At 69.6% G+C, this 21,731-nt stretch carries 23 protein-coding genes; 12 read left to right on the forward strand and 11 right to left on the reverse strand.

Annotation, left to right across the window (positions count from 1 at the left end):
• Window positions 1-5 precede the first annotated feature (5 nt).
• Window positions 6-860: an NmrA family NAD(P)-binding protein gene (locus tag OWR29_RS23715; RefSeq protein ID WP_267565386.1), complete on the reverse strand. Its 855-nt coding sequence runs from the start codon at window positions 858-860 to the stop codon at window positions 6-8.
• An 84-nt stretch (window positions 861-944) separates the two neighbouring features.
• Between OWR29_RS23715 and OWR29_RS23720 the strand changes: the two genes are divergently transcribed.
• The gene (locus tag OWR29_RS23720; protein WP_267565387.1) at window positions 945-1,658 is read left to right on the forward strand and encodes a TetR/AcrR family transcriptional regulator; all 714 of its coding nucleotides are present in this window, start codon (window positions 945-947) and stop codon (window positions 1,656-1,658) included.
• Between the two features lie 51 nt (window positions 1,659-1,709).
• Window positions 1,710-2,264, forward strand: a complete 555-nt coding sequence (locus tag OWR29_RS23725) for a nucleotidyltransferase family protein (protein ID WP_267565388.1) — start codon at window positions 1,710-1,712, stop codon at window positions 2,262-2,264.
• Between the two features lie 150 nt (window positions 2,265-2,414).
• Here the strand turns inward: OWR29_RS23725 and OWR29_RS23730 are convergent, their stop codons facing one another.
• Window positions 2,415-3,008 carry a hypothetical protein gene (locus OWR29_RS23730; RefSeq protein ID WP_267565389.1) on the reverse strand — a complete coding sequence of 198 codons (594 nt, stop codon included), beginning with the start codon at window positions 3,006-3,008 and terminating at the stop codon, window positions 2,415-2,417.
• A gap of 179 nt (window positions 3,009-3,187) precedes the next feature.
• Between OWR29_RS23730 and OWR29_RS23735 the strand changes: the two genes are divergently transcribed.
• Both OWR29_RS23735 and OWR29_RS23740 read left to right on the forward strand, forming a co-directional pair.
• Window positions 3,188-4,426, forward strand: a complete 1,239-nt coding sequence (locus tag OWR29_RS23735; protein WP_267565390.1) for an acyl-CoA thioesterase/bile acid-CoA:amino acid N-acyltransferase family protein — start codon at window positions 3,188-3,190, stop codon at window positions 4,424-4,426.
• Window positions 4,427-4,501: 75 nt separating this feature from the next.
• Window positions 4,502-5,407: an alpha/beta fold hydrolase gene (locus tag OWR29_RS23740; RefSeq protein ID WP_267565391.1), complete on the forward strand. Its 906-nt coding sequence runs from the start codon at window positions 4,502-4,504 to the stop codon at window positions 5,405-5,407.
• 266 nt (window positions 5,408-5,673) lie between these two features.
• On the opposite strand, the gene mmsB is transcribed toward OWR29_RS23740, so the two are convergent.
• The 3 genes from mmsB to chvE are packed head-to-tail and all read right to left on the reverse strand — an operon-like array spanning window position 5,674 to window position 9,565.
• Window positions 5,674-6,909 (reverse strand): multiple monosaccharide ABC transporter permease, encoded by a 1,236-nt coding sequence (gene mmsB, locus OWR29_RS23745; protein WP_267565392.1) that lies wholly within the window; start codon window positions 6,907-6,909, stop codon window positions 5,674-5,676.
• Window positions 6,906-8,438 (reverse strand): multiple monosaccharide ABC transporter ATP-binding protein, encoded by a 1,533-nt coding sequence (gene mmsA, locus OWR29_RS23750; protein ID WP_267565393.1) that lies wholly within the window; start codon window positions 8,436-8,438, stop codon window positions 6,906-6,908. The genes mmsB and mmsA overlap by 4 nt, the downstream gene beginning before the upstream one ends.
• Window positions 8,438-9,565, reverse strand: a complete 1,128-nt coding sequence (chvE, locus tag OWR29_RS23755) for a multiple monosaccharide ABC transporter substrate-binding protein (RefSeq protein WP_267565394.1) — start codon at window positions 9,563-9,565, stop codon at window positions 8,438-8,440. The genes mmsA and chvE overlap by 1 nt, the downstream gene beginning before the upstream one ends.
• A gap of 202 nt (window positions 9,566-9,767) precedes the next feature.
• Between chvE and OWR29_RS23760 the strand changes: the two genes are divergently transcribed.
• Together OWR29_RS23760 and OWR29_RS23765 are read left to right on the forward strand one after the other, a co-directional pair.
• Window positions 9,768-10,598, forward strand: a complete 831-nt coding sequence (locus OWR29_RS23760) for a class I SAM-dependent methyltransferase (RefSeq protein ID WP_267565395.1) — start codon at window positions 9,768-9,770, stop codon at window positions 10,596-10,598.
• On the forward strand, window positions 10,595-10,999 hold the full coding sequence (locus tag OWR29_RS23765) for a GNAT family N-acetyltransferase (RefSeq protein ID WP_267565396.1): 405 nt from the start codon (window positions 10,595-10,597) through the stop codon (window positions 10,997-10,999). The genes OWR29_RS23760 and OWR29_RS23765 overlap by 4 nt, the downstream gene beginning before the upstream one ends.
• A gap of 76 nt (window positions 11,000-11,075) precedes the next feature.
• On the opposite strand, the gene OWR29_RS23770 is transcribed toward OWR29_RS23765, so the two are convergent.
• Complete coding sequence (locus OWR29_RS23770) at window positions 11,076-11,525, reverse strand: hypothetical protein (protein ID WP_267565635.1); 450 nt, start codon at window positions 11,523-11,525, stop codon at window positions 11,076-11,078.
• Between the two features lie 281 nt (window positions 11,526-11,806).
• Here OWR29_RS23770 and ybiA point away from each other — a divergent pair, with 281 nt between their 5' ends.
• Window positions 11,807-12,370: a riboflavin biosynthesis intermediates N-glycosidase gene (gene ybiA, locus OWR29_RS23775; protein WP_267565397.1), complete on the forward strand. Its 564-nt coding sequence runs from the start codon at window positions 11,807-11,809 to the stop codon at window positions 12,368-12,370.
• A gap of 37 nt (window positions 12,371-12,407) precedes the next feature.
• On the opposite strand, the gene OWR29_RS23780 is transcribed toward ybiA, so the two are convergent.
• On the reverse strand, window positions 12,408-13,265 hold the full coding sequence (locus OWR29_RS23780) for an MEDS domain-containing protein (protein WP_267565398.1): 858 nt from the start codon (window positions 13,263-13,265) through the stop codon (window positions 12,408-12,410).
• 250 nt (window positions 13,266-13,515) lie between these two features.
• Here OWR29_RS23780 and OWR29_RS23785 point away from each other — a divergent pair, with 250 nt between their 5' ends.
• The 4 genes from OWR29_RS23785 to OWR29_RS23800 all read left to right on the forward strand — a co-directional run bounded on the left by OWR29_RS23785 (window position 13,516) and on the right by OWR29_RS23800 (window position 16,601).
• Window positions 13,516-14,442 carry a glycosyltransferase family 2 protein gene (locus OWR29_RS23785; protein WP_267565399.1) on the forward strand — a complete coding sequence of 309 codons (927 nt, stop codon included), beginning with the start codon at window positions 13,516-13,518 and terminating at the stop codon, window positions 14,440-14,442.
• A complete protein-coding gene (locus tag OWR29_RS23790; RefSeq protein ID WP_267565400.1) occupies window positions 14,435-15,526 on the forward strand; it encodes a glycosyltransferase in 1,092 nt (363 codons plus the stop codon). The genes OWR29_RS23785 and OWR29_RS23790 overlap by 8 nt, the downstream gene beginning before the upstream one ends.
• A gap of 167 nt (window positions 15,527-15,693) precedes the next feature.
• The gene (locus OWR29_RS23795; protein WP_267565401.1) at window positions 15,694-16,104 is read left to right on the forward strand and encodes a hypothetical protein; all 411 of its coding nucleotides are present in this window, start codon (window positions 15,694-15,696) and stop codon (window positions 16,102-16,104) included.
• Between the two features lie 62 nt (window positions 16,105-16,166).
• Entirely contained in the window at window positions 16,167-16,601 is a 435-nt protein-coding gene (locus OWR29_RS23800; RefSeq protein ID WP_267565402.1) for a hypothetical protein, read from the forward strand.
• A gap of 194 nt (window positions 16,602-16,795) precedes the next feature.
• Here the strand turns inward: OWR29_RS23800 and OWR29_RS23805 are convergent, their stop codons facing one another.
• Window positions 16,796-18,241: a hypothetical protein gene (locus OWR29_RS23805; RefSeq protein ID WP_267565403.1), complete on the reverse strand. Its 1,446-nt coding sequence runs from the start codon at window positions 18,239-18,241 to the stop codon at window positions 16,796-16,798.
• On the reverse strand, window positions 18,238-19,101 hold the full coding sequence (locus tag OWR29_RS23810; protein ID WP_267565404.1) for a hypothetical protein: 864 nt from the start codon (window positions 19,099-19,101) through the stop codon (window positions 18,238-18,240). The genes OWR29_RS23805 and OWR29_RS23810 overlap by 4 nt, the downstream gene beginning before the upstream one ends.
• A gap of 239 nt (window positions 19,102-19,340) precedes the next feature.
• Here OWR29_RS23810 and rho point away from each other — a divergent pair, with 239 nt between their 5' ends.
• The gene (rho, locus tag OWR29_RS23815; protein WP_324291266.1) at window positions 19,341-20,450 is read left to right on the forward strand and encodes a transcription termination factor Rho; all 1,110 of its coding nucleotides are present in this window, start codon (window positions 19,341-19,343) and stop codon (window positions 20,448-20,450) included.
• 4 nt (window positions 20,451-20,454) lie between these two features.
• On the opposite strand, the gene OWR29_RS23820 is transcribed toward rho, so the two are convergent.
• Window positions 20,455-21,198: a hypothetical protein gene (locus tag OWR29_RS23820; protein WP_267565406.1), complete on the reverse strand. Its 744-nt coding sequence runs from the start codon at window positions 21,196-21,198 to the stop codon at window positions 20,455-20,457.
• Entirely contained in the window at window positions 21,195-21,725 is a 531-nt protein-coding gene (locus OWR29_RS23825) for an RNA polymerase sigma factor (protein ID WP_267565407.1), read from the reverse strand. Before OWR29_RS23825 ends, OWR29_RS23820 begins: the two co-directional genes overlap by 4 nt.
• Between the last annotated feature and the right edge of the window lie 6 nt (window positions 21,726-21,731).

Consider the following 21,731-nt stretch of genomic DNA (forward strand, 5'->3'; position numbering starts at 1 on the left):
GAAAGTCAGAGTCCCGCAGCGAGCTGCTCGCGCACCGTGCGGGCGGGGCGGCCGAGCAGCTTCTCGAGGGTCGGGTCGGTCACGGCGAACTCGCCCCGGCGCGCGGCCCGGAACATGCCGAGCGTGAAGTCGGCCGCGAACTCGGGCATGCCGCCGGCCACGGCAGCGGCCTTCCACTCGTCGTCGCCGGCCATTACCCGCTTGATCGTGCGGCCGGTGAGGTCGCTCAGGATGGCCGCGACCGCCTCGAAGTCCAGCAGCTCGGGGGCGGTCAGCGGCGGGGTGACGCCGTCGAGCACACCGTCGTCGGCCAGGGCGATCGCGGCCGCCTCGGCCAGGTCGTCGTGGGCCGTCCACGAGAACGGGCCGTCCTCGGGAACGACCAGCTCACCGGTCTCGCGGGCCGCGCCCAGGTAGTAGCCGAGCGTGCTGGCGTAGAAGCCGTTCCGCAGCGCGGTGAAGGGGACGCCGAGGCCGGCCAGGTAGTCCTCGGTGGCGGCGTGGGTGAGCTGCGGCGCGAACAGCGAGTCGGCCGAGGCGGCCTGGTGGCTCGTGTAGAGGATCCGCTGCGCCCCGGCGGCCCGGGCGGCGTCGATGGCGGCCAGGTTGGCCGCGACGGCGCCGGCGCCCCGGATGGACGCGGAGATGATCAGGACGCGGTCGGCGCCCTCGAAGGCGTGGGCCAGGCCGGCCGGCTCGGTGAAGTCTCCGGACCGGACCCGTACGCCGCGGTCGGCCAGCGAGGCGGCCTGGGTGACGTCGCGGACGCTGACCCCGACCTCGGTGGCGGGCACGCGGTCGAGCACGCGCTCGACGATGCGGGATCCGAGCTGTCCGGTGGCCCCGGTAATGACGATCATGACGACTCCCTCGTTTCCATGGGTACGCCGTTGACGTTAGCACCGATACGGTGCCCGCTAACAAGTCGCTGTTACCATCGCTACATGAGCCAGGTCGAGGACGGCACCAGCCGCACGAGGATCGTCGAGGCCGCCGCCCACCTGCTGCGTACGCAGGGAGTGCGCGCCGTGACGACGCGGGCCGTCTCGCAGGCGGCCGGGGTGCAGGCGCCGACCATCTACCGGCAGTTCGGGGACAAGGACGGCCTGATCGACGCGGTCGCCGAGCACGTCATGGCGACGTACGTGGCCGCCAAGACCGAAACGGCCGCGACCGAGGACGGCGACCCGGTGGCCGATCTGCGCGCCGCCTGGCAGGCCCACATCGACTTCGGCCTGGCCAACCCCGGCCTGTACGGGTTGCTGTCGACCCCCGATCGGGCCGAGCGCTCCCCCGCGACCGCCAAGGGCATCGAGGTTCTTCAGGCCCGCGTCCGCCGGGTGGCCACCGCCGGCCTTCTGCGCGTGGACGAGGCCCGTGCCGTCGCCATGATCCACGCCGCCGGCACCGGAGCCGTCCTGGCCCTGCTGGGCATGCCCGCCGAGGACCGCGACACCGGCCTGCCCGATGCCATGTTCGACGCGGTGGCCGCTGCCATCCTGACCACCGCTCCCGTTACCCCCGACCCGGGCGTGGCCGCGACGGCTGTCACCTTCGGCACTGTCCTGCCCGGGCTGCCGGCCCTCACCGATGCCGAGCGAACCCTCATGGCCGAGTGGCTGACCCGATCCTTGACCGCCCTGCGCGCCGCCCGCTGAGAGTCCGCTCGGTCACTGCAGCTGCGGGGGCCCACGGTTTAGGGTCCCTGGATGGTCAGTAGCGCTCAGGACGTCGTAGCCGTGATCGAGTCGGACCCCGGAGCGATGCGCATTCTCCGGGCCGCGGCCGGACTCGGCCTGCCGGACTGGTGGATCGGCGCCGGCTTCGTCCGCGGCCGTGTCTGGGACGCGATCAGCAACCTTCCACCCTCGCCGGACCGCGACGTGGACCTCGCCTACTTCGACCCGCGGCATACGGATCCGGCCGAGGAAGCACGCGCCGAAGCCCAGGCCTCGGCCGTTCTGCCCGGGACGCCGTGGGAGATCCGCAACCAGGCACGAATGCATCTGCGCAACGGCGACGAGCCGTACGCCTCCACGCTGGAAGCCATCGCGCGCTGGCCGGAGACGGCGACCTGCGTGGCCGTGACAATTCGAGATGACGCTGTTCGCTTGGTGGCCTGCCACGGGTTGGACGACCTGGTGAACATGGTGGTCCGCCCGTCCCCCGCGTTCGCCGACGAGGCGGGCCGGGCGAAGATCCACCGCCGGCTCGAGTCCAAGGGCTGGCTGACCCGCTGGCCCGGCCTGCGACTCGAGGTCTGACGCCTTCCTCAGCGCACCCGCCGGCGCCTTCACCGGGCTCCCGCGGCTCGAGGTCTGACGCCTCCCCCGGCGCGGCCGTCGGCGCCTTCACCGGCCCGCGCGGCCCAGCGCGGCGCCTCCACCACAACGACCGAACCTCGACCGCGCGGCTCAGCGCGGGGTTCCGTCCCATCGCCACGATGCCCGGACGTCGAGGCCGGGCAGGGTGGTGCGGCCGGTGGCCCAGAGAAGAGTCGGCCAGGGGTCGCCGGCGGTGGTGGGGACGTCGGGGAACAGCCGGGCGAGCGCGCCGGCGCAGAGGTCGGCCGGCGGGTTCCACGACAGGTCCAGCGCGGCCGCCACGTCGTGCATGTGGACCAGCACCTCGACCACGCCCATCGCGGCGAAGCCGGAGGCGTCTGAGGCGCCGTAGGTGTGGAACGAGCGGCGATCCGGCGGCACGGCGTCGACCATGACGGCGAGCATCGCGCCGCAGGCCTCCAGTGTCTGAACGAGACCGGCCTGGCCGGCAGCCGGGTCGGCGTAGATCGTCAGGGCCGGGCCACCCTCGCGGTGCCGCCGCCAGCCGATGGGCACATGGGTGGTGGTGGACGGCCGGGCCGGGGCCAACTGCGCGGCATAGGCGAACAGATCGTCGGCCATGTGCTCGACCGTCTCCCAGCAGGTCCACTCCAGCCCGGCCGCCGGCAGCTGCCAGTCCCGCTCGGCGGCGGCAGTCAGGGTCTCGCATGCGAGGTCGCACACGCGCGTCACGTCTTTGCCGATCATCCAACGATTACGGCCTCAGCCGCGTCCGCACGCAACCGATTTCCACCACGCACCGAGCGGCGCCCCATGACGCTCAGCGCCGTCCGGTCCGCGAGGCGGGTGCCACCGCCGTCGGGTCTGGTTAACTGATCTCCGACTCGCCACGGGGAGGCGACATGCGTCGATGGTTGGCCGTAGCCGCGGCCGGGCTGCTGATCGCGTCGGGATGCGGCAGTCCGGCCGCTGACCACGTCAAGATCACGGTGGCGGCGCCGGACGCGCTGTTCGACGCGCCGCTCGGCATCACCGTCACCGGAGCGCCACCGGGCCGGCTGATCACCCTCACCGCGTCCGCGACCGACAGTCACGGGGGCCTGTGGCGATCGAGCGCCACGTTCCGTCCCGACTCGTCCGGTCGGATCGACCCGGCCCGGACGGCCCCGGTCACCGGCGACTACACCGGCGCGCACGACGCCGGACTTCTGTGGTCGATGACCGATCCCGGCGTCGGCAACCTCGTCGCCCCGGTGATCACCGTCCACCTGACCGCCGCGCTGGACGGCCGATCGGTGGCGACCGCGTCGCTGACCCGCGAGTGGGCACCGGCCTCGGTCACCGAGCGGGAGACGAGCGTGGCGCGCGAAGGCTTCGCGGGAACGCTGTTCAGCCCGCACGACACCACGGTCCGCCGGCCGGCCGTGCTCGCCTTCGGCGGCTCCGAGGGCGGAACGGCCAACGGAGCCCTCGTCGCCCGGGCCCTGGCTGCGAAGGGCTACCAGGCTCTGGGCATCGGCTACTTCCACGTTCCCGGGCAGCCGGAGGCTCTGGAGAACATTCCGCTGGAATACTTCGCCACCGCCGCACGGTGGCTGGCCCGTCAACCCGGAGTGGACCCCCACCGGATCGAGGTCTACGGCTTCTCCCGCGGCACGGAGGCCGCGCTCCTGCTCGCCGTCGACTTTCCCGACCTGGTCGACGGGGTCATCGCCGGCTCCCCCAGCTCGGTCGTCCACGCCAGCTTCCCCGACGGCAGCAAACCGGCCTGGACCTTGCACGGCCGGCCGGTCCCGTACGTCGATCGCCCCGAGGACAACAACCCGCGACCGGCCGACGACCGAGCGCGGATCCCGGTGGAACGCATACGCGGCCCGGTGTTCCTGCTCTGCGGTCAGGACGACGCGGTCTGGGCGAGCTGCCCGTTCACCCAGGCGATCGCCGAGCGGCTGCGCACTCGGCCCTACGCCGACCTGCAGGAGCAGGACGCCGGCCACAACGCCGGAATCCCGGTCGCCGGAGGCGTCAACACGCCCGACGGCGACCTCGGCGGCACCCAGCAGGCAGACGCCCTCGCCCGCCTGAACGCCTGGCCCAAGCTCCTCGCCTTTCTCACGGCCCGGACAGAACCCGCCCGCTGACAGCCCGGCCCGACCAGACCCCGAGGTCGCGCTCCGATGCTGCTTGATCGAGATTCGCTGGGTAAGAGAACCGTCATGTTCGAGGGGTTCGTGGACGAGCGTGTGGACGTCGGTGGAGTGACGCTGCGGGTGCGGCACGGCGGCGCCGGGCCGGCTGTTCTGTTGATTCATGGCCATCCGCGCACGGGGTCGACCTGGCACGCGGTCGCGCCCCGGCTCGTCGAGGCGGGGTTGAGCGTTGTCTGCCCGGACATGCGCGGCTATGGCCGTTCGAGCAAGGCGACGGTCAGAAACGACCACTCGCAACAGTCGAAACGTGCAGTAGCGAACGACTTCGTGCAACTTATGCGCGCACTCGGTCATGAGCGTTTCGCCGTGGCGGGACACGACCGGGGTTGCTACGTGGCGCTCCGGCTGGCACTTGATCATCCAGATGCAGTCACCAGGCTGGCCGTCATGGACGGCGTGCCGATCAGCGAAGCCCTGGCGCGCTGCGATGCACGGTTCGCGGCGGAGTGGTGGCACTGGTTCTTCTTCGCTCAGCCCGAGAAGCCGGAGCGGGCGATCCTGGCCGACCCGGACGCCTGGTACCAGGGCACGCCCGAGCAGATGGGCCGCGAGAACTACGAGGAGTTCCGCGCCGCCACTCGCGACCCGGACACCGTACGGGCCATGCTCGAGGACTATCGCGCGGGACTGACCGTCGACCGCGAGCACGAACTGACCGGCCCGCGGTCGACCACGTGCCCGACCCTGTTCCTGTGGTCGACCCGCGACGACATGGAAGACCTGTACGGCGACCCGCTCGCGATCTGGCGCGAGTGGGCCGCCGACGTCCGCGGCGTCCCGATCGAGTCCGGCCACCACATGGCCGAGGAGAACCCCGAAGCGGTCGCCCAAGCCCTCATCGACCACTTCACCGTTCTGCGCCCACCAACATCGGCCGAACCCGGCATCGACCGACGGCGTCCGCCAAGCTGAGCGACCAACGACCAACGACAGCCACCACGCCGGCGCCGTAACGAACAACAACAACCACCCGCGGCCACCACGCCGAGCGCAGCAACGAACAACAACTGGCGGGGTGGGCACTCAAGCGACAGGTAAACGACGGCAAACGACGATCCGCGCATTCGGACGAGCGCCGAACGACAGGAACCGCCAACCAAACCGCCGAAACGAGCGCCGGCCGCCGGGGCGGATGGCCCGGGCGGCCGTCGATCGGTTCGCTGTAGGTGCGGCTTGGGTCAGCGGGACGCGCCGGCGCGGCGCTTTGTCCAGACGTCGAAGGCGACCGCGGCCAGCAGCACCGCGCCCTTGACGAGCATTACCTGTTCGCTGGGGGCGCCGATCAGGCTCATGCCGTTGTTGATCACGCCCATGATCAGGCCGCCGGTGATGGCGCCGACCACCTTGCCGACTCCGCCCTGCACCGCCGCGCCGCCGATGAAGGCGGCGGCGATCGCGTCCAGTTCGAACTGGTCGCCGCCGGTCGGGTTGGCCTGGTTGAGCCGGCCCGCGAAGATGATGCCGGCCAGCGCGGCCAGCACGCCCATGTTCACGAAGATCCAGAACACGACGGCCTTGGTCTTCACGCCCGACAGCGTCGCCGCCTGCAGGTTGCCGCCGACCGCGTAGATCTGCCGGCCGAAGACCGCCCGGTTGGTCAGCAGCGAGTAGCCCAGCACGAGCGCCGCCAGCAGCACGAGCACCCACGGCAGGTTGCGGAACCGGGCCAGCTGCACGATCACGAACATGACGGCCACCGCGGCCACCACGATCTTGGCCACGAACAGCGGGAACGGCTCGACCACCTGGCCGTAGCGGACCCGCCCGGCCCGCGAGCGCCACTGCGTGACCACGATGCCGGCCACCGCCACGACGCCGATCAGCAGGCTGAACAGGTCGGCCCCGCCGAGCGCGCCCAACCCGATGTTGCCCAGATAGCCGTTGGTGAAGCCGTTGGACAGCGTCCGCACCGCCTCGGGGAACGGGCCGATGCCCCGGTTGCCGAGGATGTTGTACGTGACCGCCCGGAACAGCAGCATGCCGGCCAGCGTGACGATGAAGGCCGGGATCCCGAAGTACGCCACCCAGTAGCCCTGCCAGGCCCCGATGAGCCCGCCCACCACCAGCGTGATCAGCAGCGCGAGCGGCCACGGCACGTCGTGGTTGACCATCAGCACGGCCGCGACCGCGCCGGTGGCGGCCACGATCGAGCCCACCGACAGGTCGATGTGCCCGGCGATGATCACCAGGATCATGCCGATGGCCAGGATCAGGATGTACGAGTTCTGGACGATGATGTTGCTGATGTTCTGCGGGGCGAGCATGTCGCCGCCGGTGAGGATCGTGAACAGCAGCACGATCGCCACGAACGCGATGTAGATGCCGCTCTGCCGCAGGTTGATCGAGAAGCGCCGGCCGCCGCCCGTCGGGGCATCGGGGATCGACGTCTTCGCCACGTTGAGGTCGAGGCTCATCGGGGTGCCCCCTGTCCAAGAGTCATCAGGGTCATGAGCCCTTCCTGGGTGGCCTCGGCCCGCGGCACCTCACCGGTGATCCGCCCGGCCGAGAGGGTGTAGATGCGGTCGCACAGCCCGAGCAGTTCGGGCAGCTCGCTCGAGATCAGCAGGATCGCCTTGCCGTCCTCGGCCAGCTTGTTGATGATCGTGTAGATCTCGTACTTGGCGCCGACGTCGATCCCCCGGGTCGGCTCGTCCAGGATCAGCACGTCGGGGTCGGTGAAGATCCACTTCGAAAGGACGACCTTCTGCTGGTTGCCGCCCGACAGCTTGCCCGTGATGCTGGAGACGCTCGGCGCCTTGATGTTCAGGCTCTTCCGGTACGAGTCGGCGACCTGGTATTCCTCGTTGTCGTCGACCCACCCGCGCCGGGCGAGCTTGCGCAGCCCGGCCGCGGAGACGTTGCGCTTGATGTCCTCGATCAGGTTCAGCCCGTACCGTTTGCGATCCTCCGTCGCGTACGCGATCCCGTGCTTGATCGCCTCGCCGACCGACCGCAACCGGATCTCCCGGCCGTCCTTGTAGATCCGCCCGCTGATCCCGGTGCCGTAGGCACGACCGAAAATGCTCATCGCCAGTTCCGTACGCCCGGCGCCCATCAGCCCGGCCAGGCCGACGATCTCGCCCCGTCGCAGGTTGAAGCTGGCGTCCGCCACGAGCAGACGGCCGTGCTGGGTCGGGCTGTGCACCGTCCAGTTCTCGACCCGGAACACCTCGTCGCCGATCACCGGCTCGCGCGGCGGGAACCGGTGGTCGAGGTCCCGGCCGACCATCCCGCTGATGATCCTGTCCTCGGTGAGGCCGTCGGCGTCCAGCGTGGTGATCGTCCTGCCGTCGCGCAGAATCGTCACCCGGTCGGCGATGGCCAGCACCTCGTTGAGCTTGTGCGAGATGATCACGCAGGTGATGCCCTCGTCCCGCAGGCCGCGCAGCAGGTCGAGCAGGTGGGCCGAGTCGTCGTCGTTGAGCGCCGCCGTGGGCTCGTCGAGGATCAGCAGCCGCACCTGCTTGGACAGCGCCTTGGCGATCTCGACCAGCTGCTGCTTGCCGACGCCCAGGTCGAGCACCTGGGTCACCGGGTTCTCGTCGAGCCCGACCCGCCGCATCAGCTCGGCCGCGGCCGCGTTGGTCCGGTTCCAGTCGATCAGACCGCGCCTGGACTGCTCATTGCCGAGGAAGATGTTCTCGGCGATGGACAGGTTCGAGGCGAGCGCGAGCTCCTGGTGGATGATGACGATGCCGCGGTGCTCGCTGTCGCGGATGCCGCCGAACCGGCATTCCTGACCGTCGTACGTAATCTCGCCCTGGTAATCGCCGTGCGGGTAGACGCCGGAGAGCACCTTCATGAGGGTGCTCTTGCCGGCGCCGTTCTCCCCGCAGATCGCGTGGATCTCGCCGCGGAGCACCTCCAGGTTGACGTCGTCGAGCGCGCGGACGCCCGGGAACGTCTTGGAGATGCCCCGCATGCGGAGGATGACGTCGCTCATTACTTCAGCTGAGCCTCGGTGTAGTAACCGGTGTCGACGAGTTCCTTCTTGTAGTTCGCCTTGTCGACGATCACGGACTCGAGCAGCTGCGACGGGACGACCTTGACGCCGTTGTCGTAGTCGGTCGTGTTGTTGGTTTTCGGCGTCTGGCCCTTGAGCACGGCGTCGGCCATCTCGACGGTGGTCTTGGCCAGCTCGCGGGTGTCCTTGTAGATCGTCGAGTACTGCTCGTTGCGCAGGATCGACTTGACCGAGGCCTGCTCGGCGTCCTGACCGGTGACGATCGGGTAGGGCTGAGCGGATGTTCCGTACCCGTTGCTCTTGAGGGCCGAAAGAATACCGATCGAGAGACCGTCGTACGGGGAAAGGACGCCGTCGACCTTGGCCCCGCTCCGGTAAGTGGAGGTGAGCAGGTTCTCCATCCGGTCCTGGGCGGTCTTGGCCTGCCAGCGCAGGATGGCCACGGTCTTGAAGTCGGTCTGCTTGCTCTTCACGACCAGGGTGCCGTCGTCGATCTTCGGCTTGAGCACGCTCATGGCGCCGTTGAAGAAGAACGTGGCGTTGTTGTCGTCGGGCGAGCCGGCGAACAGCTCGATGTTGAACGGGCCCTTGGCGTCGCCCGCCGAACCGTCCGGCTTCAGCACCTTCAGGCCCGTGAGCAGCGAGGTCGCCTGCTGCACGCCGACCTTGAAGTTGTCGAACGTCGCGTAGTAGTCGACGTTGGGGCTGTTGCGGATCAGCCGGTCGTAGGCGATGACCGGAATCTTGTTGGCCTTCGCGTTCTCGAGCTGCGTGGTGATCGCGGTGCCGTCGATCGAGGCGATGATCAGCAGCTTGGCGCCCTTGGTGATCTGGTTGTCGAGCTGCTGGGTCTGGGTCGGGATCTTGTCCTCGGCGTATTGGAGGTCGACCTGGTAGCCGAGCGCCTCGAGCTGCTTCTTGAGGTTGTCGCCGTCGCTGATCCAGCGCTCGGACGAGCGGGTCGGCATGGTGACACCGATCAGAGCGCCCTGCGCGTCGCCGGCGCCGGCTTCCTTGTCGACGGTCTTCTCACTTGAACCACATGCGGCCAGGGAGGTCGCGAGCACGGCGGCGGACACCACCGCACCCATCCTGGACAGTCTCATGCGGTACTCCTTCTTCAGGTTCGTCGGAGCGGGCGGGGTGGCAGTGAGTGTGAACGGTCACACGAAGACGTGTCAACCGCTCAAAGCAACGTTGCCGACATTTGAGCGTAACTTTGTTATCGATAACAGGACGGTCTCAGCGGCCCGTACGCTCGTCGATGCGTCATGACCAGGCTGGATCCACGATCTTCTTTGTGGCTGGATGGACGTCATGGATTTCGACGCGGCGACCCGGCAGCGGATGGCGGCCATCGAGGCGAACTGGGACGAGCGCGTTCCCATCCACGACGCGAGCCGGTTCTACGCCCGAGAGGCCAGAAGCTGGTTTCCCGCGTACGAGTGGGAAGACCTCGGCGACCCGGCCGGCCGCGACGTGGTGCACCTGCAATGTCACCTGGGCACAGAGACGCTGGCTTTCGCGCAGGGGGGCGCCCGGACGGTCGTCGGCCTCGACCTGTCCGCCGCCTCCTGCGAAGCGGCCCGCCGCCGAGCCGCCGCGGCGGGCGCCGAGATCGAATACGTGCAGGCGAACGTCTACGACGCGGCCGAGGCGCTGGGCGGCCGCAAGTTCGACATCGTCTACACCGGCAAGGGCGCGCTGGTCTACCTGCCCGACCTGACCGGCTGGGCCGAGCAGGTGGCCGCCCTGCTGCGCCCCGGCGGCATCGCCTACATCGTCGAGTTCCACCCGGTCTTCCACGCGCTGGGCGTCATGCCCGGCGGCGACACCCTCCTGCTGCGCCACGACTACCTGGCCGGCCGCGGCCCGCACGAGAAAGACGCGACCTACACGTACACGGACGGCCCGCCCCTGACCAACGCGACGACGAGCTATGAGTGGTCGCACGGCCTCGGCGAGGTCATCAACGCCCTCGTCAGCGCCGGCCTCACGATCACATCCCTGCGCGAGAGCGACGAGATCCCGTGGCCCAACTGGCCCGACATGGAGCAGACGCCCGAAGGCTTCTTCCGCCGGCCCACCTCGGTCCCTCGCATCCCGCTGCTCTACGCCCTGCGGGCAGCCGCCGCATGAGCGTCTCGCTGGTCGTCAGGTTCCCGGTCGACGACGCGGAGCTGAGCGCCTTGCACGCGCGAGCCTTCGGCGGAGGCCCGGACCCGGTGGTGGTGCCGTGGGCCGAACGCCTCGAACGGCACGCGCTCACGTGGGTCGGCGCGTTCGAGGACGGCCGGCTGATCGGATTCGTGCAGGTCTGCTGGGACGGAGGCGCTCATGCCTTCCTGCTCGACACGGCCGTCGATCCCGGCTCGCAGCACGCCGGGTTGGGCACAGCCCTCGTCCACGCGGCGACCGAGGAGGCGAAGGCCGCCGGCTGCTCCTGGGTGCACGTCGACTTCGAGCCGCACCTGCGCCACTTCTACGTGGACCGGTGCGGCTTCCGCCCCACCGACGCCGGCCTGATCCGCCTCACCTGAGCCGCCCGCGCCGTCACCACCGCACTCGCGCCGCCACCACCGCACTTGCGTCTCGCGAGTGCGGCGGCGGGCGACGTCACGGAACTAGTGGCTCGATCGACCCCTCCTCCAATGCCCGCCTGATCTTCTCCATCCCGGTGCGGACCAGCCGCCCGTAGTCGTCGTCCGGGAGCAGGTCGATGTCGGCCTGGGCCAGCGCCACGTGGTGCCACGCCTCGGAAACGTGGCCGAGCCGCCGGTGGGCGTCGGCCAAGTTGAGGTGCAGCGACGGCTTGAACGCTCGCACCTGGAACGACTTGTCGTACTGCTGGGCCCGCTCGTCGGTCAACTCGGCCACAACCGCGAGCGCCCGCTCGTCCCACGACAGCTCGTCGGCCACCGATTCCTGCAGGTCGGCCACGAAGTGCGCGATGGTGACCCGGTGCAGCGCATCGCCGGTCTGGCCCCACAGCCGTTCCAGCTCGTCGCGCGCGCCGGCCCGATCACCCGCGTGACCACGCTGGATCGCCGCGGTGATGGCCACCATCGTCTCGTCGGTCGCCGGTTCCGGCACAGCCCACTCCCCCAGGTATGTCGCATCAAGACCCCGCGATGCTGCACCCTCGACCCACACGAGAGTCAAGGGCTCACGGCGACGCCGCCGCGGCAGCTCGCAGCCGTGCCCGGCGGAGCCAACGTGCGCGCGAAGCGGCCGACAGCCGCGCCGATTATGCGGAAGCGCTCGATGTTCATGGGACGAACGTAGGGGTCGGGTATGACAGAAAATCCGGTCGGCGCGTCCCCCTGATGTGAGGCAGACTCGCGGGCATGTCTGTCATGGTCCGCAGCGTCGACGAGCTCACCTCGTACGTGTCTCAGAAGAACCGCGTGAAATACCTGTTCTTCTGGGGCCACCAGCCGGAACGCGACGGCAGCACCGGTGCCGGCTGCCTCAGCCAGTGGTGGCCGGCCGTATTCGGGGCCGACGACCAGCGGTTCGCCAGTGCCGAGCACTACATGATGTGGCGCAAGGCGAAGCTGTTCGGCGACGACGCCATGGCCGAGCGGATCCTGGCCGCGCCGCACCCCAAGGTGGCCAAGACCCTGGGCGGCCGGGTCGCCGACTTCGACCAAGCATCCTGGGACGAGCACCGCTTCGAGATCGTCGTCTCCGGCAACCGGGCCAAGTTCGGCCAGCACGACGAACTGCGCGACTACCTGCTGACCACCGGCGACCGCATCCTGGTCGAGGCCAGCCCGCTCGACCGGGTCTGGGGCATCGGCCTGGGCCGCGACGACCCGGCCGCCGCCGACCCGCGCCGCTGGCGGGGCACCAACCTGCTCGGCTTCGCGCTCATGGAGGTCCGCGACCAGCTGCGCGCTCAGGGATAGCCGGCGGTAACGACCGGGTCCGCGACCAGCTGCGCGTTCAGGGATAGCCGGCCGTCACGACCAGGTCCGCTATCGCGGCGGCGCCGTGGAAGGTCAGCAGGCGCAGCATCACCGGCGAGCAGCCGACTATGTGGGCCGGGCCGTGCCGGGCCGCGTCGAGCAGCACCCGGGCCGCCGCGATGTCGGCGAAGCCCAGGGCGGTCACGTCGATCGTCACCAGCGTTCCGGGGTCCCGGGTCACGAAGATCTCTTCCACCATCGCCGCCAGCGCGTGCCGGTTGGACATGTCTGCTTCGCCCGCGAGCCACAGCCCGTACGGCTCCTCGGTCCGGCGAATGCGGAGCGACGTGTCCGGGTCGAAGGGCAGCAGCGGGCCGGCCGCACCCGGGTGGGCCAGCGCCAGCCGCCTGAGGGTCAGCGGATCGAAGACCCGTCGGTCGTACGCGCAAATGCCCATCACGAAGCCGTCGGCGAACACCTTGTTGCACCGGGCCTCGTACCATTCGAGGCTTTCGGTGCCCGGCACCGGCCGCCGCGCCCAGGTCATGTCCCCGACCACCCGCATGCCGCGATAGCCCTCGGCGCGAGCCCGGGTCTTCTCGACGCTCCAGTGCGCGAGCGTGCCCTCGGCGTCGAACAAGCCGCCGGCCAGATAGCTGTCCTCGGGCGTCGTGGCGGTCAACTGACCGGATTGGATCAGCGGCCGGGTTGCCACTCCCCGGCGGGCCAGCCCGGCCAGCACCACGCCGGGCTCGTCGCCGGAATAGATGACCTTGTGGCTGGCGCCGATCCCGGCCCGCAGGACGTCGACGATCGCGTTTCGCCGGACCTCGTCGTCGTCGACGGTCCAGCACACGTGGTCGCCGAGTTCGAGGCGATCGAGCAGCCCCGCCACCGGCACTCTCCCTCTTCCGCTCGGCAAGGTGCGGTTCACCGTACGCTTCGAAACGCTTCCGTCGCGTTACCTCGGTCGAGTGATGTCGGCTCTCGAAACCACCTGCTCAGGTGTGTGCGCTTCGCGCGGGGCCTGATCCGGGGACATGCGGGCTTCGTGTCGGCGCCTCTTCTCATTAACCGTACGGACGCCGGGCGCGCCTACTCTCCCGGACAAACCGCCCCGGCAGCCTGAAGCAGGTAACCAAGACATGGACGTCAGCGTCGTCATCCCGACGTGCAACCGACCGGAACTGGCCACGCGCGCGGTCCGCAGCGCCCTGGGCCAGACCCACCGTGACCTCGAGGTCATCGTCGTGATCGACGGCCCCGACGACGACACGGTGACGGCGCTGAAAGAGATCGGCGACGACCGGCTGCGGGTGATCGTGCTGCCCGAGCGGGGCAAGGCGCCCAACGCGCGCAACCAGGGCGTCAAGGCGGCCGAGGGCAGGTACGTGGCCCTGCTCGACGACGACGACGAGTGGATGCCCGACAAGATCGAGCGGCAGCTCGCCCTGGCTGCGACGGCCACCAAGGCCTCCCCCATCGTCGCCACCCGCATGATCAGCCGGACGCCGCGGGCCGACACCGTCATGCCCCGCCGCCTGCCCGAGCCCGGCGAGCCGCTGAGCGAATATCTTCTCGTACGCCGTGGCCTCTTCTACGGCGACGGCTTCATCCAGACCTCGACGATCATGGCGCCGACCGAGCTGCTGCGCCGGGTGCCGTTCACCGTCGGCCTGCGCCGCCAGCAAGAGCTCGACTGGACGCTGCGCGCGCTGCAGCACGACGACGTCGAGCTGTTGTACGCGCCTGAGCCGCTTGTGCTGTGGCACCAGGACGAGAACCGCGAGCGCATCAGCCTGCAGAACCCGTGGGAGGAGCAGCTGGCCTGGGCGCGCGCCAGCCGCCACCTCTTCACTCCCCGCGCGTACGCTGCCGTGACGATGAGTGTGATCAGTTCGATGGCGGCGCCGACCCGCGATCCCAAGGTCTTCCGCCAGTTGCTGTCCGAGGCGCGCACGAACGGCCGTCCGGGAGCGCTCGAATACGTCACGTTCCTGCAGATCTGGGCCCTGCCGCCGGCGGTGCGTCACCGCGTACGCGACTTGGTTGTCGGTCGTAAGAATGCCTAAGGTCCTCATCTGGCGCAGTGCGATGCTGCTGGGCTCCGAGACCTTCGTCCGCACCCAGGCCGACGCGCTGACCCGCTGGGAGCCCGTCTACGCCGGCGCCACGAAGATCGACTCGCCGCTGTCGCGCGACACCGACCTCATCGCCTATCCGAGCGAGGCCGATCGTCGGGCGTTCCTGCGCCTGCGGCTGACCGGCACGTCGCCTCACCTGCAAAAGACAATTGCGGCCGTACGTCCTGAGCTGGTGCACGCCCATTTCGGTGGCGACGGCTGGTTGATCAGCGCGTCCGCCGCCCGGGCCCGGCTGCCGCTGATCGTCACACTGCACGGGCACGACGTGACCCGCCAGCCGTCCAGCACCGGCCCCAAGGGCGTCCGCTACCGCCGCAACCTGCGCACGGTCTTCCAGCGCGCGAAGGTGCTGATCGCCGTCTCCGAGGTGATCCGCGAACGCGCGATCCACTGGGGCGCCGACCCGGCCAAGGTCCGCGTCCACTACAACGGCGTGCCCATCCCGACGGAAGTCCCCGACGTCCCGAAGCAGTACGACGTCGCCTTCGTCGGCCGCTTCGTCGAGAAGAAGGGCGCCGACGACCTGATCGCCGCCCTGGCCACAGTGAAGGCGAAGGCCCTGTTCATCGGCGACGGCCCCCGCTTCGCCGAGATGCAGGGCTACGCCCGCAGCCTGAACGTGGACGCCACCTTCCTGGGCGCCCGCCCCGCCGACGAGGTCTACCGCCTGCTGGCCCAGTCCCGCCTGCTGGCCGCCCCCTCCCGAACCGCCGCCGACGGCGACAGCGAGGGCCTACCCACCACAGTCGTCGAGGCAATGGCCTTGGGCCTGCCGGTCGTCTCCACCCACCACAGCGGCATCCCCGAGGCAGTGACCGACGGCGTGACCGGCCTGCTGGGCCCCGAAGGCGACCGCGAAGCCCTGACGGCCAACCTGCGCAAGCTCCTGGACGACCCCGCCCTGCAAGCGAGCATGGGCAAGGCCGCCCGAGCCCGAGCCGAAGCCGACTTCGACGCCGCCAAGCAAAGCAGCCGCCTCGAGGACATCTACGACGAGGCCCGCAACACCTGACCGCCGAGCGCTCCCCGAATTGCGCGAGCAACCGGGCGGGGGTCGGCAAAGGCGAACAGCCGCTGCTCGAACGCCGGCGACCGAAAGCCCGCGAACGAAGCTCAGGTCGGCACGAGCCGTTCCGATGGTGCGGGGTGTCTCGTCGTCGTGCCTTCAGGAGTCATTCGATGCGCTTCAACCGACTGGCGGCTGCCATCGCATGCGCGATCACGGCCGGCAGTTCTCTCGTCGCCGCGCCCGCGTCGGCGGCGGCCAAGCCGGGTGTGGTCGTCAACTACTGGTCCACGCCCGTCGTCGTGAAGGTCAAGCCGAAGAAGATCGAGCCGTTCAAAGACCTGTACTACACCAACATCAAATGGACGAAGCTGACCAGCAGTACGGGTTACGCGACGAGCATCCGGCACATCAACAGCTGTGAACCCTCATGTGCCGACGCTAATTACGTGACGCAGAAGGTCAGCATGAAGTTCACCCGAGTGCGAACCACATCGACCAAACGCCGCGTCTTCACACAGGTTCGCGTGACAGTTTTGAAAACACACAAAACAGAAACGCACGCTCTTCCCCTCAAAGGCTAATGGGAGTAGCGGCAATCCGGCCGGGCTCGCCGGCATGGATCTGGCATCGCTAGGCTCCGTCGGTGCCTCGCCATCCTGGGTATCCGTTCGAGCCGAAATCCATGGCCCACATTCGGCCCGGGGACTTCTGGGGCATCCCGACCCGGCGCGGCGGGTGGTGTTGCTGCGGGCAGGTGCTCGGCTTCTACGAGTGGACGACGCCGCGCTCTCTTGTTGTCGGGCTGCTGGACTGGTGCGAACCGCAGCCGCCTACCGCTGAGGCGATCTCGGGCGCGGCGGTGCTTCGTTCCGGTAACGCGCACTTCAAGACTGTGCGGAAGACCGGCGGCATGCTTCTCGGGAGTGCTGAACCGCCGGCGGTGGCGGGCATCGACGACCCGAATCTTGTTACTTGGGGCTACAAAGTGATCGAAGGATTGGCGCACGAGCATTTCGGGCGCCATTTCCCGGAATCCCCCGTGCCGGCGATCGAACGGCCCGCCGGTTTCGCCAGCTGAGTGCTGCCGGTCGCGCAGCCCGATTCCGAGCCGTCCCGGCTGATCAGTCGAACGGCCCGCCGGTATCGCGGGCTGAGTACCAACGGCCGCGGCCGCGAGCTCCGAGCCGTCCCGGCTGGTCAATCGAACGGCCCGCCGGTGTCGCCGGCTGAATGCGACCGGCCGCGGCCCCGAGCTCCGAGCCGGCCCGGCTGTCAGTTGCCTCGGGTTCGGCGGACTACCGATCGCATGGCGCGCTTTCCTGCTCTCAGGCCGCCGACCAGGCTGGTGGCTGCTTTGCCGGGGATGGTGGCCGACAAGAGGGCGTTCATCTGGCGTACGCGCTTCAGTTCGGCCTCCCGGCGGAACAGCATCTGCTCGTACCACTCGTGTTTGGCTTTGGCCTCGGACAGTTCGCGGGTCAGGCGGTCGCGGTCGGCCAGCAGGTCGGCCACGGCGTGAGCGGGGGGCTCGTCGGCGGGCGGGACGTCGGACGGCTCCAGTTCGCGGCCGGTCATGCCGGCCAGGACGGCGGTGAGCTCGGCTTCGTCAGCCGGGATGGGCCACAGGTGGGCGTAGCCGCCGGCGATGGCCTCGCGGGCGAACGCTCGGAGCGCACTCAATGGCTCGCCGGCCGGCGCAAGAGCAGTCAGGTCACCGTCGGCGGTCACGACGATCTGGCCCGCGGGTACGCCGGCGGCGGGGGCCGACTGCCAGGTGCTCAGCAGGTCGCGCATGGTGGGCAGGTCGCGGCGCTGGGCGGCGGCCAGCAGGTGATCCTGCAGGGTACGGCCGCGCGGCAGGGCGACATCAGGAAGCCGGAATTCCGCACCGTTGATCACCGCGTCGGCGGCCTCGCCACGCACAGAAGGAAGAGCGCCGGCAGCGCGGCGGGCAATCACGAACCAGGCGGGAGCCAGCTCGGCCGCCAAGCCGTTCCGCACGGCGGCGGTGGCCAGGCGAGCGGGATCGGTCAGGACGTTGGTCGAAGGCTGGACGGCGGTGACCACCGCCGCCTCCAGGGTGCCGGACAGATCGGGCGACGCCAGGATCTCACGGCTCAGCAGCACCGTGGGCGACGACAGTGAGGGGTACGCCGCGTAGTCACGCTCGACCTGGAGCCCACGAACAGTCAGATGAGCGAGCAACCCCGCGTGTCCGGCGGGCCGAGCCGGATCGTGATCGTCGGGGACCTCCCACTCGGCGTCGGTGGGGGCGGCCGGCAGGGCCACCAACCGGTCGACGCCGAACAGGTTCTGCACGCCCAGCAGCAGGCGACCGCCCGGCTTCAGCACGGCCAGCAGCAGATCGAGCGTCTCGCTCCACGAGTGCGGCTCGGCCTCGGCCGACAGCAGGCGATCGAGCCCGTCCAGAGCGATCACCGTGTCGTACTCCGGCGAGGCGGCCAGCTTCTCCAGGCTTCCGCACAGAACCGCAACGCCCGAAGACGAAAGCAATGCAGCGTCGGCGTCGCCACGGACCAGCACCGTCGGCTGAGCCAGTCTGCCGATGAGCTCCGGGTCGTGCGGCCCGGCCACCAACGTACGGCCGGAAGCCTGAGACAACAGCGACCGCAACGTGGCACCGGAGTCGGGCGGGCGGCCGTGGCTGCCGTCGAGGTCGGACCAGAGGAGCATTTCCCCGCCGATCAGGGTGGTCATCGGGTCAGCACTCCGGTCAGCTCGATGTCGGGATCTTCACGCAGGGACGGCCAGCCGAGCACGCGCCGCAGCTCGGCCGGCGGCAGCAGACGGTCGGCGCCCAGCTCGGCGACGGCTATCCGGCGCGCTGCCTCGAGGTTCAGCGACGCACCGTGCATCTCTGCCCATTCCCGTACGATCCTCGCCTGACCGCCGAAGGCCGATTTCTCGCGCTCCAGCTGCATGGGGTCACCGTAGACGGCAGGCTCACAGCCGGCGAGGGTGCCGTACATGATGGCGCTGCTCAACCGGTTCGAGGCCACGCGGGAATGTCTGCGCTGCTCAGCGAGTTGACGGTAGAGAAACCCGGGGTCGAGGTCCTTCCACCATCCACCCCGGTAGCCGTGGGAGATCACCCGGAAGCCGGCCCGCTCGTAGGTCGCCCGGACCCGCTTGTCTCGGAACTCCTGCCAGTACAGGCACACCGTCACCGGGCCCTCCTCGGTGGCCTTGATCTCGTCGATCAGACCCTCGTGGTTGCCGATGATGTGCTGCCCCTCCCAGCCGTGGAACGGATAGAACAGCGTGCCCTCGCGCGGCGGCGCGTCGGCCGGTTCGGGTTCCATCGCTATCAGGTACGCCCATGGGGAGCCCACCACGTACACCTCACGCCGCCCGAGCGACCAGGCCCGGCGCCGCACCCGCTCCGACCAGACGAACTTCGGCACGCCCGGGACGTACTCGTGGTCGGGGGCCATGCCGTCGCCGATGTTCCAGCCGTGCTGCAGGTAGCCGTGCAGGCGGGGCGGATCGGTGTCGTCGAGGCCGCAGTAGCGGGCCAGGACATGGCTGTGGCCGTAGTAGTGGTTCGCGTGGTGCACGCCGCATTCCATACCGTCCAGGCATCCGGCCGGCAAACACGGCGTGTCCGCCGGATGTCGAGTCTTGCGCCGCCGCGACGGGATGCTACCTTTACCGCAGCCACCGGGCGCGGCTCCAGTCTTGGAAGCCCCCGGGGCGCCTTTCCCGGCCGCGTTGTTTCCGGCCGTTTTCATCACAGCGCCCAACACGGGCGTTTTCTCTCACCCTGCGATGTCGCAGGCTCTTGAGGAGTACCCCCATGACAAGCACCACCATCAACACGAACACCCCGGCGGAGGTCGTCCTCGAGGACGCTCTGCTCGACATCGTCGACGACCGCGCGTGGTTGCGCGTCGACGGCTACCTGCCCGGCCGCAACGACATTCCGGTGAACACGCACGAGGTTCGCCGGCTCGGTCTGCGCCGCGGCGACAAAGTCAACGGCATTGCCCGTACGAACGGACGCAAGCCCGCCACCCTGCAGCTTGACCGGCCGATGGGCCGCAGGCCCGATTTCTACGAGCTCACCGCGCTCTACCCCCAGGAGCGGCTGCGTCTCGAGACCGACCCGAAGCTGCTCACCACCCGCGTCATCGACCTGGCCATGCCCATCGGCAAGGGCCAGCGAGCGCTGATCGTGGCCCCGCCCAAGGCCGGCAAGACCACGATCCTCAAGCAGATCGCCCAGGCCATCGCGCACAACAACCCCGAGGTGCACCTGATGGTCGTGCTGGTCGACGAGCGGCCCGAGGAGGTCACCGACTTCAGCCGCACCGTCGACGGCGAGATCGTCGCGGCCACCTTCGACCGGCCTCCCCACGAGCACGCGGCGCTGGCCGAACTGGCCATCGAGCGGGCCAAGCGCCTGGTCGAGCAGGGCCAGGACGTCGTCGTGCTGCTCGACTCGATCACCCGGCTGGGTCGCGCGTACAACCTGATGGCGCCGGGCCGCGGCCGTACGCTGACCGGCGGCCTGGACGCGTCGGCCCTGCACCCGCCGAAGCGCTTCCTCGGCGCGGCGCGCAACATCGACGGCGGCGGCTCGCTCACCATCATCGCCACGGCGCTGGTCGAGAACGGCTCCGCGATGGACACCGTCATCTTCGAGGAGTTCAAGAGCACCGGCAACGCCGAGCTCAAACTGGACCGTACGCTGGCCGAGGGTCGCATCTTCCCGGCCATCGACCTCTCCTCGACCGGCACCCGGCACGACGAGACGCTGCTCTCCCCGGCCGAACTCGCCATCGTGACCCAGGTGCGGCGGGTGCTGGGCACCCCGGACGCCATGCGGCAACTGCTCGACCAGCTGCGTGGCACGACGTCCAACAACGAGTTCCTGCGCCGGGTGGCCCACTCCCTGGCCGCGTAGAACGTCACTTCGCCGGTTGCGCGTTCCTGAAAATCCGGCCGTCATTGAGCTGTACGTCGTAGGTGCGCGGCACATCTTCGCCGTCCACGATGGCTGGTTCCGGCCACCACGCGACCCATCGGCCATCGCTGACGGTCGCTTGCACGGTCAATCCCCCGGTGTGTATGACCAATCCGGCCACGTCCGGGCCGGCCGCCCCCTCAGTGACGGAAACGCCCTCGGGATAGACGGCCAGAGCGCCCTCGATGAAGCGGCCCGCAGGTGCCGGCCGGAAGTTGCCGGAGCTGCTGGCGTTGCCGGTCTTCACGTCGTCGACGTCGTCGGTGCCGGGCAGGTTGTGGGCCAGGCAGAAGCCGGTCGAGGCCGGATCGTCGTGGCGGTAGAGCATGGTCACGATCTCGCCGCGACGCTCGGCCAGGGCGAGCTCGGCCCGGCTGAGGTCGAGGTGATCGTAGATGCGCATCTCCTTGCGGCAGGCCTTCCCGACCAGTGTGGTCTCGGCGGGGCTCAGTGCCACGGGGATCGGCGTCCAGGTGGCGTACGCGCGATCGCTCTTACCCCACGGCACCACGAGAACCAGGACCGCGACCGTGGCCGCCAGTGCCGGGACCAGCATCCAGCCTTTGATCAACTGGCGGCGGGGCGGGTCGGGCGGCGTGGCGACGATCCGGTCGAGGGTGGCGGCGGCCCGCTCGTACTGCTCGAAGGTGGGTGGGACGGCGACGTCCAGCGCTCGCAGCGACTTCACGACTGGGCCTCCATCAGCTCGGTGGGAAAGGCGCCCGGCGCCAGATGCCCGCGCAAGGCCCGGCGGGCGCGCATCAGACGGATCCGGTAGCTCGCGGCGCTGATCCCGAGCACCCGGGCGGCCTGCGTGGAACTCAGATCCTCGAAGACAGTCAGGGCCAGCGTTTCCTGCTCGGCCGGCGTCAGCCGCTTCCACGCGACGGCCAGGTCGATCAGGTCGGCCGACGGCTCGTTGCCGTCGACAAGCGGCATCGACGCCACGCGTACGGCTAATGCCTCTTGTCTGCCCTGACCGCGCTGGGCGTTGAGCAGGCAGTGGCGGGCTATCCCGAAGACCCACGCGCGGGCGTCGTCCCGTTTCCGGGGCGCGTCGTCGAACCGGCGCCACACCACCAGGAACGCCTCGGCCACCACGTCCTCGGCCTGGCTCAGATGGCCCCGGCGCTGGGCGAAGGCCAGGACATCGGCGTACGCGTCGGCGTAGAGCGCTCGGAAGCGGCCCTCACGGTCGGCTCGCAGTGTCGTCACACCCCT

It is taken from the genome of Paractinoplanes pyxinae (assembly GCF_026626335.1).
Taxonomy (GTDB): Bacteria; Actinomycetota; Actinomycetes; order Mycobacteriales; family Micromonosporaceae; genus Actinoplanes; species Actinoplanes pyxinae.